The organism is Staphylococcus sp. M0911 (genome assembly GCF_003491325.1).
Taxonomy (GTDB): Bacteria; Bacillota; Bacilli; order Staphylococcales; family Staphylococcaceae; genus Staphylococcus; species Staphylococcus warneri_A.
Map to the genome: position 1 here is coordinate 2,308,825 of NZ_CP022881.1, position 20,085 is coordinate 2,328,909.

The 20,085-nt window shown below is 35.3% G+C and carries 13 protein-coding genes and 1 pseudogene; 3 read left to right on the forward strand and 11 right to left on the reverse strand.

The annotated features are described in order from the left end of the window. Window positions 1-52: 52 nt before the first annotated feature. The 6 genes and pseudogenes from ssp1_RS11240 to ssp1_RS11265 all read right to left on the reverse strand — a co-directional run bounded on the left by ssp1_RS11240 (window position 53) and on the right by ssp1_RS11265 (window position 13,298). The gene (locus ssp1_RS11240; protein WP_118828223.1) at window positions 53-8,410 is read right to left on the reverse strand and encodes an Ig-like domain-containing protein; all 8,358 of its coding nucleotides are present in this window, start codon (window positions 8,408-8,410) and stop codon (window positions 53-55) included. Between the two features lie 513 nt (window positions 8,411-8,923). Further along, a complete protein-coding gene (locus ssp1_RS11245) occupies window positions 8,924-9,991 on the reverse strand; it encodes a Leu/Phe/Val dehydrogenase (RefSeq protein WP_002451455.1) in 1,068 nt (355 codons plus the stop codon). A gap of 272 nt (window positions 9,992-10,263) precedes the next feature. Next, window positions 10,264-10,602, reverse strand: a pseudogene (locus tag ssp1_RS11250) (VOC family protein); the annotation flags it as partial. A 25-nt stretch (window positions 10,603-10,627) separates the two neighbouring features. Beyond that, window positions 10,628-11,092 carry a MarR family winged helix-turn-helix transcriptional regulator gene (locus tag ssp1_RS11255; protein ID WP_075778222.1) on the reverse strand — a complete coding sequence of 155 codons (465 nt, stop codon included), beginning with the start codon at window positions 11,090-11,092 and terminating at the stop codon, window positions 10,628-10,630. Between the two features lie 159 nt (window positions 11,093-11,251). Then, window positions 11,252-12,397 (reverse strand): bifunctional cystathionine gamma-lyase/homocysteine desulfhydrase, encoded by a 1,146-nt coding sequence (locus ssp1_RS11260; protein ID WP_118828224.1) that lies wholly within the window; start codon window positions 12,395-12,397, stop codon window positions 11,252-11,254. Beyond that, on the reverse strand, window positions 12,390-13,298 hold the full coding sequence (locus tag ssp1_RS11265) for a PLP-dependent cysteine synthase family protein (protein ID WP_107536301.1): 909 nt from the start codon (window positions 13,296-13,298) through the stop codon (window positions 12,390-12,392). The genes ssp1_RS11260 and ssp1_RS11265 overlap by 8 nt, the downstream gene beginning before the upstream one ends. A gap of 266 nt (window positions 13,299-13,564) precedes the next feature. Here ssp1_RS11265 and ssp1_RS11270 point away from each other — a divergent pair, with 266 nt between their 5' ends. The 3 genes from ssp1_RS11270 to ssp1_RS11280 all read left to right on the forward strand — a co-directional run bounded on the left by ssp1_RS11270 (window position 13,565) and on the right by ssp1_RS11280 (window position 15,938). Then, the gene (locus ssp1_RS11270) at window positions 13,565-14,095 is read left to right on the forward strand and encodes a pentapeptide repeat-containing protein (protein ID WP_002451460.1); all 531 of its coding nucleotides are present in this window, start codon (window positions 13,565-13,567) and stop codon (window positions 14,093-14,095) included. A gap of 146 nt (window positions 14,096-14,241) precedes the next feature. Continuing rightward, window positions 14,242-15,120 carry a glyoxalase III HchA gene (gene hchA, locus ssp1_RS11275; protein WP_075778224.1) on the forward strand — a complete coding sequence of 293 codons (879 nt, stop codon included), beginning with the start codon at window positions 14,242-14,244 and terminating at the stop codon, window positions 15,118-15,120. A 200-nt stretch (window positions 15,121-15,320) separates the two neighbouring features. Next, window positions 15,321-15,938: a LysE/ArgO family amino acid transporter gene (locus ssp1_RS11280; protein WP_075778225.1), complete on the forward strand. Its 618-nt coding sequence runs from the start codon at window positions 15,321-15,323 to the stop codon at window positions 15,936-15,938. Window positions 15,939-16,015: 77 nt separating this feature from the next. On the opposite strand, the gene ssp1_RS11285 is transcribed toward ssp1_RS11280, so the two are convergent. The 5 genes from ssp1_RS11285 to ssp1_RS11305 all read right to left on the reverse strand — a co-directional run bounded on the left by ssp1_RS11285 (window position 16,016) and on the right by ssp1_RS11305 (window position 20,081). Further along, on the reverse strand, window positions 16,016-17,344 hold the full coding sequence (locus tag ssp1_RS11285) for a sodium-dependent transporter (RefSeq protein ID WP_107536122.1): 1,329 nt from the start codon (window positions 17,342-17,344) through the stop codon (window positions 16,016-16,018). Window positions 17,345-17,522: 178 nt separating this feature from the next. Next, on the reverse strand, window positions 17,523-17,771 hold the full coding sequence (locus tag ssp1_RS11290; protein ID WP_002451464.1) for a hypothetical protein: 249 nt from the start codon (window positions 17,769-17,771) through the stop codon (window positions 17,523-17,525). Window positions 17,772-17,798: 27 nt separating this feature from the next. Next, window positions 17,799-18,530, reverse strand: coding sequence for an alpha/beta hydrolase (locus tag ssp1_RS11295; protein ID WP_075778248.1), 732 nt, complete (start codon window positions 18,528-18,530; stop codon window positions 17,799-17,801). Between the two features lie 79 nt (window positions 18,531-18,609). Further along, the gene (locus ssp1_RS11300; RefSeq protein WP_049425218.1) at window positions 18,610-19,299 is read right to left on the reverse strand and encodes a phosphatase PAP2 family protein; all 690 of its coding nucleotides are present in this window, start codon (window positions 19,297-19,299) and stop codon (window positions 18,610-18,612) included. A gap of 74 nt (window positions 19,300-19,373) precedes the next feature. Then, the gene (locus ssp1_RS11305) at window positions 19,374-20,081 is read right to left on the reverse strand and encodes a GNAT family N-acetyltransferase (protein ID WP_002451467.1); all 708 of its coding nucleotides are present in this window, start codon (window positions 20,079-20,081) and stop codon (window positions 19,374-19,376) included. Window positions 20,082-20,085: the final 4 nt, after the last annotated feature.

Here is a 20,085-nt window from a genome sequence, read left to right on the forward strand (position 1 = left end):
TATATTGGAATGGGTCTTTATTTAAACTATATTTGTTCTTTTGACTTACTCTTTATTTTTCCTCTTCCTCTTCATCTTCTCTACGACGTTTGAAGAATAAGAATAACGCTCCTAATCCAGCTAATAATGTACCGAATAATGTTCCTTTGTTCACACCATCTTGTCCAGTTTCAGGTAATTCACTTTGATCTTTTTCATGATTATTACCTTTGTTTGTTGATGATGTCTCATGGTTTCTTTGTTGTACAGCACCATTTGAAGTTACATTATTTCCAGATACATGACCTTGTGTTGTTTGTTCTGTTGGTTCACCTGGATTTGTTGGGTTTGCCGGTTGACCTGGTTCTGTTGGTTCACCTGGGTTTGTTGGGTCTGTTGGTTGACCTGGTTCCGTTGGTTCACCTGAGTTTGTTGGGTCTGTCGGTTGACTTGGATCCGTTGGTTCACCTGGATTTGTTGGATCTGTCGGTTGACTTGGATCCGTTGGTTCACCTGGGTTTGTTGGGTCTGTCGGTTGACTTGGATCCGTTGGTTCACCTGGATTTGTTGGGTCTGTCGGTTGACTTGGATCCGTTGGTTCACCTGGATTTGTTGGATCTGTCGGTTGACTTGGATCTACAGGTTTACCATCATCAACCACTGTTCCATCAGTAGATGGAGACGTATTTCCATTAGCATCTGTTGCTGTAACGCCAATATGATCTCCACCTTTTAGATTTTCTCCAGCTGGGATGTCAATCACATAATTACCATCTGCATCTGTTGTTCCACTAGCTTTCGTGCCATCTGGGAATGTTACCGTCACTGTTGAGTTTGGTTCTGCTTTACCTGTAATTTGTGTATCGTCACTTGTTACCGGATTAACAGTTGGTACAGATGGTGCTGTTGTGTCTGTTACTACTGTTGTTGCTGGTTCTGACGTATTGCCATCTTTGTCAGTCGCTGTGACTGGTAATGTTTCTCCGCCTTTTAGATCTTCGTTAGCTGGAATATCGATCACATAGTTACCGTTTTCATCTGTTTTACCTGTCGCTGTTGTGCCATCTGGGAATGTTACAGTCACTGTTGAGTTTGGCTCTGCTTTACCTGTAATTTGTGTATCGTCACTTGTTACTGGGTTGATTGTCGGTACAGACGGTGCTGTTGTGTCCGTTACTACTGTTGTTGTTGGTTGTGATTCATTACCGTCTTTATCTGTTGAAGTAACTGGTAATGTTTCTCCGCCTTTTAGATCTTCGTTGGCAGGAATATCGATGACATAATTGCCGTTATCATCTGTTTTACCTGTTGCCGTTGTGCCATCTGGGAACGTCACTGTTACTGTTGAACCTGGTTCCGCTTTACCTGTAATTGTTTTGTCTTCACTTGTTACCGGATTGATTGTCGGTACAGTTGGTGCTGTTGTGTCTGTTACTACTGTTGTTGTCTTATCTGATGTATTACCATCTTTATCTGTTGCAGTTACTGGTAATGTTTCGCCACCTTTTAGGTCTTCATTAGCTGGGATATCAATCACGTAATTGCCATCTGCATCAGTTGTACCACTAGCTGTTGTGCCATCTGGGAATGTTACCGTCACTGTTGAGTTTGGCTCTGCTTTACCTGTGATTTGTGTATCATCACTTGTTACTGGGTTAACTGTTGGCGCTTCTGGTGCTGTTGTATCTGTCACTACTGTTGTTGCCGGTTCTGACGTATTACCGTCTTTATCTGTAGACGTTACTGGTAATGTTTCTCCGCCTTTTAAATCTTCGTTAGCTGGAATATCAATTACATAGTTGCCATCTTGATCAGCTTTGCCAGTTGAAGTGCTTCCATCTGGGAACGTCACTGTTACTGTTGAGCCTGGTTCTGCTTTACCTGTAATCGTCTTATCGTTGCTTGTTACTGGATTAACAGTCGGTACAGTTGGTGCTGTTGTATCTGTCACTACTGTTGTTGCTGGTTCTGATTCGTTACCATCTTTATCTGTTGCAGTTACTGGTAATGTTTCGCCACCTTTTAAATCTTCATTAGCTGGGATATCAATCACGTAATTGCCATCTTGGTCAGCTGTACCAGTTGCTTTTGTGCCATCTGGGAACGTTACTGTTACTGTTGAACCTGGTTCCGCTTTACCTGTAATTTGTGTATCATCACTTGTCACTGGGTTCACTGATGGTACAGTTGGTGCTGTTGTATCTGTCACTACTGTTGTTGACGGTTGTGATTCGTTACCATCTTTATCTGTTGCAGTTACTGGTAATGTTTCGCCACCTTTTAAATCTTCGTTGGCAGGAATATTAATCACATAATTGCCATCTGCATCTGTTTTACCAGTTGCTTTTGTGCCATCTGGGAATGTTACTGTCACTGTTGAGCCTGGCTCTGCTTTACCTGTAATTTGTGTATCATCACTTGTTACCGGATTAACAGTCGGTACAGATGGTGCTGTTGTATCTGTCACTACTGTTGTTGCTGGTTCTGATTCATTGCCATCTTTATCAGTAGACGTTACTGGTAATGTTTCGCCACCTTTTAGATCTTCGTTGGCAGGAATATTAATCACATAGTTACCGTCCGCATCTGTTGTACCACTAGCTTTCGTGCCATCTGGGAATGTCACTGTTACCGTTGAACCTGGTTCCGCTTTACCTGTGATTTGTGTATCATCACTTGTTACTGGGTTTACAGATGGTACTGTTGGTGCTGTTGTATCTGTTACTACTGTTGTTGCTGGTTCTGATTCATTACCGTCTTTATCTGTAGCTGTTACTGGTAATGTTTCGCCACCTTTTAGATCTTCGTTTGCTGGGATGTCAATCACATAATTACCATCTGCATCTGTTGTTCCACTAGCTTTCGTGCCATCTGGGAATGTTACTGTCACTGTTGAGTTTGGCTCTGCTTTACCTGTGATTTGTGTATCGTCACTTGTTACTGGGTTTACAGATGGTACCGTTGGCGCTGTTGTATCTGTTACCACTGTTGTTGCTTTATCAGACGTATTACCAGCTTTATCTGTAGCTGTTACTGGTAACTCTTCTCCACCTTTTAAGTCTTCGCTTGAAGGAATATTGATGACATAGTTTCCATCTGCGTCTGTTGTACTACTTGTTGTTTTACCATCTGGGAACGTTACTGTCACTGTTGAGTTTGGCTCTGCTTTACCTGTGATCTGTGTATCGTCACTTGTTACTGGGTTTACAGTCGGTGTTGATGGTGCTGTTGTATCTGTCACTACTGTTGTTGCTGGTTCTGATTGATTACCATCTTTGTCTGTAGCTGTTACTGGTAATGTTTCGCCACCTTTTAAGTCTTCGTTAGATGGAATATTGATAACATAATTGCCATCCGCATCTGTTGTTCCTGTCGCTGTGTTTCCGTCTGGGAATGTCACTGTTACCGTTGATCCTTGTTCTGCTTTACCTGTAATTTGCGTATCATCACTTGTCACTGGATTCACTGATGGTACTGTTGGTGCTGTTGTATCTGTTACCACTGTTGGTGCTGGTTCTGATGTGTTTCCAGCTTTATCTGTAGATGTAACTGGTAATGTTTCGCCGCCTTTTAAGTCTTCGCTTGAAGGGATATTAATAACATAGTTTCCATCTGCATCTGTTGTGCCACTAGCTGTATTTCCATCCGGGAACGTTACCGTTACTGTTGAGTTCGGCTCCGCTTTACCTGTGATTTGTGTATCATCACTTGTTACTGGATTGACTGTTGGTGCTTCTGGTGCTGTTGTGTCTGTTACTGTCGTTGTTGCTGGTTCTGATTTATTGCCGTCTTTGTCTGTCGCTGTAACTGGTAATGTTTCGCCACCTTTTAAGTCTTCATTCGCTGGAATATCTATTGTATAGTTTCCATCTGCGTCTGTCGTACCACTAGCTGTCGTACCATCTGGGAACGTTACTGTTACTGTTGAGTTTGGCTCTGCTTTACCTGTAACTGTTTTATCTTCACTAGATACTGGGTTTACAGTCGGTACTGTTGGCGCTGTTGTATCTGTTACCACTGTTGACGCAGGTTGAGATTTATTGCCAGCTTTATCTGTAGATGTAACTGGTAATGTTTCGCCACCTTTTAGATCTTCGTTAGCTGGAATATCAATCACATAATTGCCATCTGCATCTGTATTGCCTGTTGCTGTTGTGCCATCCGGGAATGTCACTGTTACTGTTGAGTTTGGCTCTGCTTTACCTGTGATTGTTTTATCTTCACTTGTTACTGGATTAACTGTTGGTGCTTCTGGTGCTGTTGTATCTGTTACTTCAGTTGTCGCAACATCAGATTTATTACCAGCTTTATCTGTAGAAGTCACTGGTAACTCTTCTCCACCTTTTAAGTCTTCATCAGTAGGAATATTGATAACATAATTGCCATCTGCATCCGTTGTACCAGTAGCTGTATTTCCATCTGGGAACGTTACTGTTACTGTTGAACCTGGTTCCGCATGACCTGTAATTGTTGTATCTTCCCTTGTTACTGGATTAATTGTTGGTACTGTAGGTGCCGTTGTATCTGTTACTGTCGTAGTCGCTGCACCAGATTGGTTACCTGCGCCATCTGTTGATGTCACTGGTAATGCTTCTCCACCTTTTAAATCTTCATTGGCAGGGATATCAATTGTATAATTACCGTCGCCATCTGTTGTCGCATTAGCTGTTGTACCATCTGGGAATGTTACTGTTACTGTTGAATTTGGTTCTGCTTTACCTGTGATTGTTTTGTCTTCACTTGTTACTGGGTTGATGGTTGGTACTTCAGGCGGTGTTTTATCTAATACTGTTGTACCAGCATCGACTGACACATTACCTGCTGCATCTGTTGCAACTACACTTAATTCTTCATCACCTTTTAAGTCTTCAGAATCTGGAATACCAATTGTGTAATTACCCGAAGCATCTGCTGTCGCTGAAGCCTTTGTACCATCTGGGAATGTTACTGTTACTGTTGAGTTTGGTTCTGATGTACCAGTAATTGTTTTATCTTCACTTGTTACATCATTAATTACAGGTTCTTTTGGTGCTGTAACATCTACAACTGTTGTATTTGCAGCCGTCGATGTGTTTCCAGCTTTATCAGTTGAAGTAACGCCTAATGTTTCGCCACCTACTAAATCAATATTGGTAGGTACAGCCACTCGATAACTACCATCTGTTGCTGTAATGGCTTGAACTTTAGTCCCATCTGGGAATGTTACTGTTACTGTTGAGTTTGGTTCTGCTTTACCTGTGATTGTTTTATCTTCACTTGTTACTTGATTGACCGTTGGTTGATTTGGTGCTGTTGTATCTGTCACAGTCACGTTTGAATCAACTGATTTATTGCCTGCAGCATCTTTAGCTGAAGCTTTAATTGTTTCGCCACCAGTAAAGTCTTCATTAGCAGGGATATTAACAGTATAATTACCTGATGCATCCGCAGTTGTAACTTGCGTAGTGCCGTCTGGGAATGTAACTGTTACTGTTGAATTCGGTTCTGCTTTACCTGTAACCGTTGTATCATCACTAGTTACCGGGTTAATCACTGGCGCATCTGGTGCTGTTGCATCTGTCACTGTTACTGTTGGTGAAACCGCACTTGTTTTACCATTTTTAGTTGCAGTTGATGTTAATTGAGTTCCTGCAGCTAAAGGTTTTGATAAAGTTAACGTACCAGTTGTACTGTTTGCACCTAATGTAACTGTACCAATGACATTGTTATTACTATCTTTTACTGTCACTGTTGAACCAGCAGTACCATGAACGCCAATAGTCGTGTCGTTATCATCGACAGGATCCACTAATGGTGCTGGAACAATAGTATTATCTACAATATTAAATGTATTTGTTTCATCATTATCATAATTCGGCGCATCAATAGCAATTGTGTATTGACCAGCAGCTGATTTTGGAATCGTTACAGCAAATGTACCATCACTATTAACAGTAGACGTACCAATAACTTGACCCGCTGAATTTATGACTTTAGCAGTTTGTGTACCTGCATTTGGTTTTAACGTTACTGAACCACTAACTTTAGTGTCATTAATCGTAATATCTGCAGCATTAGGTTGACCTACTAATGGTGATGTATGATATGTTTTCACTTCGTCTCCATCATTTTTAGTATCGCCATCTGTGTCTGCATTATTGGCATCAGTTAATGATACTTCTCTTTCATAACGATCTAATAAGCCATCTTTATCATAGTCTTGTAATTCTAACGAAGATGTACCTAATGTGTTATTAATTAATTTGCCAGCATTATCTGTAAGGTATCCAGCAAATGTAAAATCTTCAACTTGGTCAGTTGTAGAACTAATTAAATTACCTTTGGCATCATATTGTGCATCTTTAGTTAAAATATTATTGGGACTTTGGTTTAATTTAATAACGATTCTCATACCTACTGTTTCAGGTAAACCATTATTAAATTCGATTAATTTATTTAAATCACTTGCTGTAATCGTACCATTACCATTGGCATCGATAGATAAATCAGCTACTTTGTTAGCAGCATTATATGTTTTATCAAAACCTTTTAATCCATCATAATCATATTTATCTAATTCAACACTTTGAATAAATGGAATTAAATCTTTATCAATTTGATAATTGTAGCTCCATTGTTTATTTTGAGCGCCACCATATCCGAAGATACCATTTTTGATAACTTGTTGGTCAACGATAATTGCGCCATTGTCGCCTACTTTAGTGTCTAAACTAGCCGTACCACTACTTGCTTTAAAATCATTTGAGTTTGCTGTTGAAGTATTATTGTTTAAATCAACTAAATCTTTATCTGCATCTGTAAGGAAGTAACCACTGCTTTCAGACGTACGAATAATTGTATTATTAGAAGAATCTCTAACATAAATTTGATAATTTAATTTATTATCAGATAAATCTCCTGCATTATTTAAAATATTACCCACAGTATCATCTAATTCAATTTTACCGCCTGATGCAGTTTTAGATGCTAAAATTTCTGCACCACCAAATAATCCACCGCTAGCTCGAATATAATTCACTTCCCAAATATTAGAAGGTGTACCGTCATCATTTTTTAATCTTGTAAATTGAACCGGTGTATTACTTCCAGCTGGGTTAACTGATATTTTCGTTACATGATCAGCAATTTTAGAGTCTAAGTTTAAGTCGATTTTATATCTTGTTCCTGAGTTAGCACCCGACATATAAGCATCAATATTAAATGGAATTGATGTACTATTTTTAACAGCATCTGAATCTAATGCTTCTGGGTCAAACACTAATGACGCAAATGTATAGTTATCTGATGTCGCTAATGATTTTTGAGCATCTTGATCAGGGGATGTTACAGCTGCTGCCAACATTCTAGGTGTAGCCATTGCACGCATAAACGTTCTAGTTTTAGGTGGCGTAGCTAATGTTTCTGTACTCTTCTGTTTGTTTGCCATTTCAGTTAATGCAGCTTGTAAAACGGCTTGATTAATTTCTTCGTCTGTTGCTTTATTGAAATCAACATCTGTATTATTTAAAATTTCTTTAGCTTCTGTTTTAGACACTTGATCATTTAAGAATGATTGAACAGCTTGTTCTTTATTATCTGATGCTGCTAATTGTTTACCAAGTTCTGTCTCCACTTTATTTTCATATGTTGTAGTTTGTGGCTCATTAACTTTTTCTGTTGAACTTGCTTTCTTTGATGTATTAGCAGTTTCCTTAGTTGATGTTGTTTGCTTTTCTTGAGATGAATTGTCTGTTGTTGAATTTTCATTTGTTGATTGGTCTTGTGAGGAAGTTTCTTTAGTTGTAGAGGCCGACTTATTATCTGTTGATTGAGTTTCTTTAGTAGTCGTTGTTTCTGTAGTTGGTTCTTCTGATGTTTTACTTTCTTCTGCAGTTGTTGTTTTGTCATCGTTATTCTTGTCAGTCGTTGAAGAAGCATCTGATTTTTCATCAGTTACTGATGTAACACCTTTATTATCTTCAGTCGTTGTTGATGTTTTATCATTTGTTTTATTAATTGTGTCTTGTTCTATATTAGAGGAGTCTTTTGTTGTTTGATTTGAAGAAGCTTTTTCTGTGTTTGCTTGTTCGGTATTTTGTGTCTCTTCCGTATTAGATTTTTCTGTTTGACTAGTATCTTGAGTTGTTGCTGCCGTTTGATCAGCATGATTAGCTTCTTCTGACACATTTGTAGTTGCTTTGTCAGTTGCTTGATCCTCTGTACTAGCTGTTTCGTTAGTATTAGTCAGTTCGGTTATATCGACAGGTTCACTTTTATCTTTATTGCCGTCGTTATTTTGTGACGATGCATTATCTAATTCATCTGCTCTCGCTACATTTCCTACGCCAAATACTAATGTCGCACCTATTAATAACGATGCAGTACCTACCGTAAATTTTCTAATTGCATATTTGTTTAATTTGTTTGGTAAAAAGCCTTGTCTATTCTTCATTCATGAATCACCTCATATATTTTGCACAACTTTAACATTGTATATACATATAATGCTTAATTGATTGAAATTTTACAAATGTTGCAAAACCATATATACCCACGCTTTATATTCAAAAGTAAATAGAATTATTATTACCTAAAAACGAAAAAGTATTTATTCTTTTTTAGAAATAAAATCACAACTCTTGGCAAATCGACATAAATAAAACATTTGTTTGCAAATTATTTGGAACTCAATTCAATTTGTCGTTATATTTAATAATCAATTAATATTTCAGAAATTAAATTTTATGATATTACATGTATAAAATAATAAAGTTGTGCTTTCGTATATTTCTATTAACCGAATTCATTAATAATAAACCCGAATATTCATATTTAATTTTTAATCTCCTCATTCGTTAATTTAAAATTCCATGATATTTTGTTTATACATTTTAACTATCATTTCATCCTAAAAAGCAACCCAGGACATTAATCCTGGGTTGCTTTATTGATATTTTCAGTTATTTTATTTTCTAATATCTTGAATATGGGACATTTGTTTCAATCGTGTTTCTGCAAAATGTTGTGACGCTTCTAATGGTGTTTTATGTTGTTCTTTGGCGATATCAAAGATATGTTTCACAATTTTATCTATACCTTCAATACTTTCCTTAGCACGCGTTTCATTATATCCATTCAACTCATCAGCAGTGTTGATTACACCACCACTATTCACAATATAATCTGGTGCATATAATATACCTTTTTCTTCTAACATTTGACTATGTTTGTTTTCATCTTTTAATTGGTTATTTGCTGAACCACAAATCGCTTTAACTTTTAATTGAGGAATTGTATCGTCATTTAATATACCACCGAGTGCACATGGCGCGAAGATATCCGCTTCTACTGAAAAGATATCATCTGGTTCAACAAATGTCGCATTAAACTCATCTACTGCACGTTGTGCATTATCTTTATTTATATCAGTAACAATCAACTTAACACCATCTTCATGTAAAAGACGACAAAGTTCATAGGACACGTGTCCCACACCTTGAACTGCTACGGTCTTACCTTCAAGAGATTCACCATTAAATTGTTCTAAAGCCGTACGCTTCATAGCAATATATATACCATAAGCTGTCATAGGACTTGGATTACCTGCTGAGCCGAACGACTTACTTGTACCACAAACATAAGGTGTTTCTTTATGAATAAGGTTCATTTCATGCTCTGATGTACCTACATCTTCAGCTGTATAATAACGACCATTTAATGTATGAACATAACGCCCTAATGCTCTATAGAATGCTTCTTCATCTTCTTTATTAGGTGATCCCATCACTACTGTCTTACCTCCACCAAGGTCTAAGCCAGCTGCAGCATTTTTATATGTCATTCCGCGTGCTAAATTCATAGCATCCTCAATTGCTTCTTCTTCTGATGCATAATCATTTCTCACGCGGCAACCACCTAATGCTGGTCCAAGCGTTGTATCATGAATACAAATAATTGCCTTTAGACCCGTTGATTGATCTTGGCAAAAAACTATTTGTTCATAATCTTCTTGTTCCATTGTTTCAAAAATCATTCAAATACTCCTCTCATAAAATTAATCTACATTATTCGCATACCCTGACAATATGGGAATAATCTCGATTTGAAACACGCACAATATTAGCTAAATTATGAATTATAAGAAAATTTTTTCGTCTTTATGTTTACATTAAAAAACTGAGACAATTCAACATGTCTCAGTCACTATTTATATTTCATATCTTCAAATTGCCAATATTTTAAATGCTATTTATTGTAGTCTGCGAAATATGAATGTACATATGTTTCTGTTTTTTCTTGTACTTCACAATAAACTTCTACTGTAAAATTGCCTGGTGCTTTAAAGTAAAAAGTATATGTTGCATGCGCCATTTCAGGATCCCATACTTCATACCCGTCATTTTTTAAGATTTGATGTATACGATCCACCTCTTCTTTACTTTCTTGCGGGAAACCAATATGGAATGTATCTGGATATTTTATATTTTCTCCTTCTATTAAATTAAATAGAAATCCATCTTCGTCATTCATAGCTGCAAACATATTGCCAGCACTACCAATACAAACTAAATCGAAATACTTTTCAAAAAATGCTCGCGTTGTTTTTACATCGTTGACCGTTATATTAATATGGTTAATTTTCATAATTCAGACCTTCTTTTTCTTTATTTTATTTCTTACGTTCAATTTCATTATCTAAAATAGCTGTTGTTGCTTTTAGAAACGACTGAATGGTTTCCATTTGCTCTGCCGTATATTGATTTGTCAGTTCAGTCATATGTTGATTCAATGTTTCATAAGCATGTTGTACTTCTGATTTATCTTCATATTGTGGAACAATCATAATACTTCGACGATCTTTAGGATGACGCTCACGTTTAACATAGCCTGCTCTTTCTAATCGATCGACCAATGCTGTAACACTTCCCGTTGTAAGTCCAACTCTTCTACCTAATTCACCAGCAGTGATAGGCCCCGTCTCACTTAACATATCAATCGTAGTCCAATCATGATTATATACATCTAATTGTTCTGCAATTTTATGTTGGTATAAAACAACTCGCCGTCCTAAATCTCTAAATGAAGTCACAATATCATTATGTTTAACATCATTTTGATTGTTATCATCATTCATTTTTAAACCACCTCTATTTACCTTGATTATCAAGATATTCGATTATCTAACTACTTTAACACAATTCAGATTCTAATGAAAGATTCTTAACTTTATTTATGTAATTGCTCAAAAAAAGGCCTAGGGACAACTCCCTAGACCTTAAAAATAGTGATAGCATTAGTTTAATGTATCAAGTGCTTGTTTTAAATCATTGACTAAATCATCTGTGTCTTCAATACCAATTGATAAACGGATTAATCCATCTGTGATACCCTCTTTAGCGCGTACATCTGCTGGAATAGATGCATGTGTCATTAATGCAGGAACTGATATTAAACTTTCTACTGCTCCTAAACTTTCAGCTAACGTGAAATATTGCGTAGCATGAATCACTTGTTTCGCAGCTTCTGTGTCTTTCACTTCAAATGCAATATCGCCTGTATGTCCATCTGCTTGTGCAGCATGAATATCATAGTTTAAGTGACTTTTAATACTTGGATGGAATACTTTTTGTACACTATCGTGAGACTGTAACATATCAATCACTGCTTCTACGTTACGATTAATTTGTTCCATACGTAAACCTAACGTCTTGATTCCTCTTACTAATAAGTAGCTATCCTGTGGTCCAAGCACACCACCAGTTGAATTTGAGATAAAGCCTATACGTTCTCCTAATTCATCGTCTGCAGTCACTACTAATCCTGCAACTACATCACTATGTCCACCAATATATTTAGTAGCAGAATGTAAAACTATATCAATACCAAAATCTAATGGATTTTGATAATAAGGTGTCATAAATGTATTATCTACTACAGAAATAAGGTTATGTTTTTTAGCAATCGCTACAGCACCTTTAATATCTGTCACACGTAATAATGGATTAGAAGGCGTTTCGATATATAACATTTTTGTTTCTGGTTTAATATATTTCTCAACATTTTCAATATTGGTTGTATCTACAAAATCTACGTCTAATCCGAAGCGTGTAAATACTTTTGTTAAAGCACGGTACGTACCACCATATACATCTGAATTTAAAATAAGGTGGTCTCCTTTATCTAATAACATAATCACTGCACTAATAGCTGCCATGCCTGAACCAAATGCGAAACCATGTTTACCATGTTCTAAGTCTGCAATAACACTTTCTAAAGACGCACGTGTTGGATTGGCAGTACGTGAATATTCATAACCTTGGCGTAAATCTCCGATATCGTCTTGTAAATATGTACTTGTTTGGTAAATTGGAGTCGTTACAGCACCTGTATAATCATCTGTTGTATGTCCGCCATGTATCATTTGTGTTTTTTTATTCATTATTCTCATTCTCCTTATAACTAAATATTTGTTTTGACATGTATCGGTCGCTACCATCAGGGAATATCGTCACGATAATCCCTTTATCTATTTGTTTTTTTAATTCAAGTGCACCTTGAAGTGCAGCGCCGGATGAGCTACCTACTAGTAACCCTTCTTGTTTAGCGATGGCTTTTACATTATCAAAGGCATGTTGATCACTAATTGTAAAAATACCTTCTACTAATGATTTCTCTAGAAAGCTAGGCCATTTTTCTGAACCAATACCTTCTGTGGCATGCGTATGACTTGGACCGCCATTTAATATCGACCCCTCAGGTTCGACGATATAATTTTTAACACCTAATGGTTGTAAGTGTCTCGCGACGCCTGTAAATGTACCGCCCGAGCCAGCACCAGCAACAAAGTAATCAATATGATTTAGTTCATCTGTTAACGCTTTACCTAATGTATGAGTATAGGCATCTGGATTATGTGTTGTTTCAAATTGATTCATATAAATCGATTGCGTGTCTTCAGCATACTGTCGGGCAACTTGTTGTGCACCTATCATGCCTTCAGCTTTTACAGTTCTTTTAACATCAGCACCTAAAGCACGCATAATTGATATTTTCTCTTCGGAAAAGCCTTCTGGTGCAAATATCACGCAATTAAGTTGGTAACGATTGGCAGCTATTGCTAAACCAATCCCTGTATTACCAGCTGTAGCTTCTACAATGGTATCACCTCGATGTAGACGCCCCTCTTCAATCGCTTGTTCAACTAAATACTTTCCTAGTCGGTCTTTTACACTTCCGCCTGTATTAAATTGTTCGAGTTTCGCATAGATTTTTACATCTTCATCACTAAAACTCTCTAATAACACGAGTGGTGTCTCTCCTATTAAGTCATATGCAATCATATTCTATATATTCAATCATCCTTTATTCAGTGGAAAATTGAACATTCCCTTCTTTCTCAAATGGATTAATTAATTCTTATTTAACAGGTATGAATTATAAAGGATTGTACACAAATTTGCAATTTCATAGTTTATAACTTTTTATATTTTTTACATCATTATTTTTAAATTCAATCAAATGTGTCATCTACTTTATTCTGTTATGATAATGATAATACCGTTCATACATTTTCATGGATAATACAAGTAAAGGAGTTCACAATAAGATGTCAAATAAAGACCTATCATTATCTGTATTCACTAAAGAAAATTATAAAAACTTGAGCCATACAGCGACTAATTTTAGAAATTCAATGTACGATGAATTAGAAGTTAATAAAGGTCGCTTTAAAAATTGTAATTTTAATGAAGGGATTTTCAAAAATATTAATGCTATTTCTAACAGTAAAGTGGTTAATAGTAGTATGAATGATTGTATTTTTGAACAAGTGAATTTTTATAAAAACCTCTTCAAAAAAATCTCTTTTGAAAATACAACATTTGATGAAACAACGATCAATAATACAACATTCCAAGATGTTGTATTCGACGGAAATACTTTTAGCGACGTTAAAATCACAGATACTGTATTTAAAAATGTTGTTTTTAAAAAGACAGAAATTAGCAATTCAACATTTGAAAATATCAAATTAAAACATTGTATCTTTGATCATGTCACATTTAAAAATTGTAGTCTTCCTAAAAACATTGAAGAAGAATTAAAAAAACAAAATGTTGTTTTCGAAAATATTCAATAGATCATTAAACCTGTGTACTTTGACTCAACCATGATGTCTAAGTACACTTTTTTATTGATGATTCAGTATGATGAATGCGTTATTGAATGTTTAAGAGACTATTTTCATGGATATAAGCATACAAACTTAGGAAAGAAGGAATATAAATGACTCAAGATTCTAGTCAATTAAGTAAAGCACCAACCCCTGACAAAGCGGAGGATAATGCATTTTTCCCTTCACCATATTCATTAAGTCAATATACAGCGCCTAAAACAGATTTTAATGGTGTTAATCATAAAAATGCTTATACCGGTGGCAAATGGAAAGTATTAATGATTGCCGCTGAAGAGCGTTATGTATTATTAGAAAACGGTAAAATGTTTTCAACAGGAAACCATCCAGTTGAAATGCTATTACCGTTACATCATTTAATGGAAGCAGGCTTCGATGTAGATGTCGCTACATTAACTGGTTACCCTGTCAAACTAGAGCACTGGGCAATGCCTACGGAAGATGAAGCAGTACAAGAAACATATAATAAGCTAAAAGAAAAATTAAAACAGCCTAAAGTATTATCTGAAGTCATCAAAAATGAACTTGGGCCTGATTCAGATTATATTTCACTCTTTATCCCTGGTGGACATGCCGCAGTTGTTGGTATTTCTGAAAGTGAAGATGTTCAACAAGCTTTAGATTGGGCATTAGATTATGATAAATTTGTTATCACATTATGTCACGGCCCGGCAGCATTATTATCTGCTGGATTAAATAGAGAAAAATCTCCATTTGAAGGATATTCTGTATGTGTCTTCCCAGATGCATTAGATGAAGGCGCAAATATCGATATCGGTTATTTACCTGGTAAACTTAAATGGTTAGTCGCTGATTTATTGACTAAACAAGGACTTCAAGTTGTAAATAAAGAAATGAGTGGCCAAACTCATCAAGATCGTAAATTATTAACTGGCGATAGCCCACTGGCTTCTAATAAACTTGGACTTCTTGCAGCGGATGCATTAGTAGAAGCCGTCCAACAATCATAAGTAAAATCATATTTAATCGATATATTTTCATGCCCTAGATACATTCGTAATAATGTATCTAGGGCTTTTTAAAATGGCTAAATAATTCAATGTTGAAAATTATATATTGCTTTTGTATAATATTTTTAAATATTCTGATATTTGTTTCTGAATTTATCATTTTACTTAATTTCAAGTCAAAAGTGAGAGAGGTATTTTTTATGCAACCGATCATTCACGGTTTCTTATTAGCACTAGGTCTGATTCTACCTTTAGGTGCTCAAAATGTATTTGTATTTAATCAAGGTGCAAATCAAAAGAAATTAACTAAAGCATTACCAGTGATCGTCACAGCTGGCTTATGTGATACTACTTTAATTGTGTTAGCTATTTTAGGCGTATCCTTAATCTTAATGTCTCTTCCTATTTTACAGTTAGTCATTTATATCATTGGTCTCGCCTTTCTATTATATATGGCATGGTCATTATGGAATGAAAAGCCTAGTCATTTAGAACATATGGAACCCATGAGCGCAAAAAAACAAATCGGCTTCGCATTATCCGTTTCATTACTTAATCCTCACGCGATAATGGATACGATTGGTGTAATTGGAACAAGTGCGTCTATGTATCATGGCACCGAAAAGATATTATTTGCTGGCGCTACTATTTTAGTATCTTGGATTTGGTTTATCCTATTAGCGATACTCGGTAAAATGATAGGTTCGGTCGATAAAACAGGAAAATACATTATTATTCTAAATAAAGTTTCAAGTGTTATCGTACTCATCGTAAGTTGTATAATTATCAAAAATATCTGGTATATTTTAGCCAATTAATACAAATAGGGCTTATCGAAATTTAAATTTCGATAAGCCCTATGGCATTTATAATGATGTTGTTCTCATCGTATAAATTAAAATAATTGAACAATAAATACTAAAATAATGACTACTGGCATTACAAATTTAATTAAATAATACCATGGTAAAAACAATTTAAATTTGTCTCTTCCAAAGCTTTCTTGTAGCAGCTGTTTATCCAACAATTGTCCTACTACTAATGTTGTGCCAAGTGCCCCTAAAGGCATTAATATATTCGAAACGACAAAATCCATATTATCGAATATTGTACCTGCGCCAAATTTAACGCCACTCAAACTTCCAAATGATAATGTCGCTGGAATACTAATTAAAAAGACCAGTATACTTGCGATCAATGCGACAGGTTGACGTTTCGTATTATCATTTTTCGTAAAATTAGAAACGTTTAATTCTAACAGTGAAATGGATGATGTTAACGCTGCAAATAAGAATAAAATTAAAAACATCAGATAAAAGGCAATACCAAAGTGCATTTTATCAAATACAAACGGTAGTACTTTGAATAATAATCCTGGACCTTCTTGTGGTTGATAACCAAATGTTTTCAAAGCAGGAAAAATAGCTAAGCCCGCTAAGACCGAAACTAAAATATTCATCAATACAATGGAAACCGCTGATGATTTAATAGTCATTGTCTTCGGTGCATAACTTGCGTATGTAATCATTCCAGTTGTTCCTAATGATAAGGTAAAGAATGATTGACCTAACGCAAATAAAATACCTTCCATTGAAATATCTTCCACTCTAGGTTGTAACAAGTAACGCACACCCTCTAGCGATCCGTCTAAAGATAATGATTTTACCACTACAATAATTAAAAAGATAAATAATAGTGGCATCATGATTTTGGATGCTTTTTCCAACCCTTTTTCTACACCTAACATAACAATGATCATCGTTAAGAAGATAAAAATACCCTGTCCTAAAACAGTAAGCCATGGATTACTAATCATTGCTTCAAAATTGAGTTGTGTCAGGTGAGTTGTATTTAAACTTAATATTTGCCAAATAACATTCCCCATATAAATAATAATCCATCCGCCAATGACACTATAGAAACCAAACAATATAAAAACTGCTAAATTCCCGTTCCACCCAATCACATTGAGCCACTTTTTACCTGTGAGTTTACTATAGATTTGAGTTGTATACGTTCTTCCCATTTTCCCTACTGTAAATTCCATAATTAATAATGGCAGTCCTACAAAAATGGTAAAAATTAAAAACATTAATAAAAAGGCGCCACCACCATATATACCAGCCATATAAGGAAACTTCCACATTGCTCCTAATCCAATTGCGGAACCGGCACTTGCTAATATAAACCCAGTAGAAGTTTTCCATTCTGATTGCTTACTCATATTCACTCACTTCCTTTAATGCGTTAAAGCGTTTATGTACTTAAGTAACACTTTACCATTAGTTAGTTATAAGTGCAATATTCATACAAATTGTCAGAATAATAAAAAAAGAACAGCCCATAACGTTGCCTTTCATTTAATACATTGATTAGCATCAGTTATGACTATTCTTTATATTTTAATCTTCGCTACTATAAGTAATCGTTTGGCCATCATTTACTTCTTCAATTTCTAAACTTTCAATATGATCGACATTAATATAATGTATTGAATCACCTTTTTCTAGATAAAGATAAGGTAATTCATCAAACTCATCTATAATTCTTCTAACACATTTGTCCTTATCGATGCCCTTATCAAAAGTCTTAAATTCTGTATATCTGTGGCCTGAAATCGTAATATAGGTTAATAAAAATGTTCTCGTCACAGTTGAACACCACCTTATTGCTAGTTTTTATTTTTGAGTGAAAAACTCAACGATATCTTGTTCTAATTCATCTCTTCCTTCACCATGAGTCATTAAATGTTGATTGAGTGGAAAATCTTGAATTGATTTATTATCGCTACTAATTTGATTAAAAATATAGTGTGCACTTTCTTCATAAGCCGCTTCATCTTGTCCACCATATAAAATTCTAGCAGTCGATTTAATATCATGTAAATTTGACATAATATCATTAATAACACCTTGAAATACTTTAATTTCATCTTGATATTGGTTAATTTGGGCTAATGATTCAACACTCTCATCCTCAGACAGCATCATTATCTGATTCATGCGTTTGCCATATTTTTCTAAGCGCCAAGCAATACCAGCTTCTGTTTTCTCGCTAGGTGCAGACATCACTACGATACGATTTAATTCAACATTTTCAGCTAATCGTAATGTAAATAATCCACCTAACGATACACCGGCTGAATTAATGACTTCGTACCCTTCTTCCTTTAAAAACTGGTACGCTTCTTGCACACATGCCCACCAATCATTAACATCATACTTAATAAACTGTGTAACCGGTAATCCATGACCAGGATAGTTAGGTACATAACACGTGAATCCTTGTTCATTCAACGTTGTAGCAAGATGCTTTATGTCTTTAACAGTACCTGTGAATGAATGTAATAACAATATAGCTTGTTGACTTGTCCCTTTTAAATAAAGTGGACTTGGTGATTTAATATTCATCATAAAATAACTCCCCTAGTTTTAATTATCGTATATACAACGGAAACATGCCTATATATCCATTCTCATTTTACAATTATCAATGTATAACATGTTTATTCTTTTTAAACTTGATTCGTTCAAACAGTGGATAAACCATTAACCATAAAGCGATCCATGTTAAACCTAAAGTCACTCCACCAACCACATCTGTCAGATAATGCGCATGGAAATATAATCGACAAATCAAAACGCTTATCCATAATATTAATGCAAGACCGCTCAAAATAGCTTTAAAGACCGCTCTTTTAATTAAAGGCATCACCACAATCAATAAAGTGATAAAAAACAATGTACTCGCATTAGAGTGCCCACTAGGAAAAGAAAACCCTGAGTCAATGGCTAAATGATTATACGGTCTCATTCGTTCGATAGTCATTTTAATCAAAATATTAATTAATGTTCCACTTAATATTGTGCAAATAAACCATATAGCTAAACGTGGATATTTAAATAATAATATTATTGTAATGATCACTGACATCACAATGACACCACTAACATCACCAATCGTGGCACAAAATGTCATATAATAGTTCAACATGTCTCCTTCAAATTGACGTTGTGGCGTACCGAATGTAGTAGTAAACCAGTCTAGTGAATGGCTATCGACAAATTTTAAAAATGGTATATCTTGTATAACGCCGACAGCCATTAAAATAAATATCATCATACTTATGATAAATAAAGGAATCGTAAACATACCTGTTGTTGCCCGTCTATTTTTCATACTTTCTCCTTTATCTCTTTATCTTATTCAATCATTCCTTGTCTCTATTTTATAAAAAACAAAAGGAAATTCGCTCAGTCTCGTGCCCTATTTATATCTTGTAATCGAATACGTTGTTGACCGGCTTCATCAAAATTATTCGGACTTAACCATTGTTCGAAACGTTCATTTAATATCGGCCATTCCTTATCAATCATTGAGTACCATGTTGTATCCCGATTACGTCCCTTATATATTACTGCCTGTCTAAACATACCTTCGTAAGTAAACCCTAATCTCAATGCTGCCTTTCTAGAAGGTTCGTTTAAACTGTCACACTTCCATTCATATCTACGATACCCTAATTGTTCAAACACATATTTCGCTAGCAAATATTGAACTTCAGTGGCGACTTTCGTCTTTTTTAATCCATTTGAATAATGGACATTTCCAACCTCTATCTTGCCATTAATCGAATCAATATTCATTAATGATAAGTAACCTAACGCTTTTTCACGCTTATGATCAATAATAGCAAAATAATACGAGTTTACATTAGACATTAAACCTTTAATATACTCTGAAAAAATACCGTAATCATGGATTGGTTCGCTAAACAAATAAGTCCAATTCGCATCATTATCTTCATTACATAATACGTCAAACAAATCATTAATGTGTGTTTCACTTAATTTAACTAATGAACTATACCGTCCGTCTAATTGTTTAATATCCGGGAAATTCAGCGGTTCAAAATCTGTTACGGACTCACCTATTGGTTGATGATGTATATTCCTTTTCATAAAC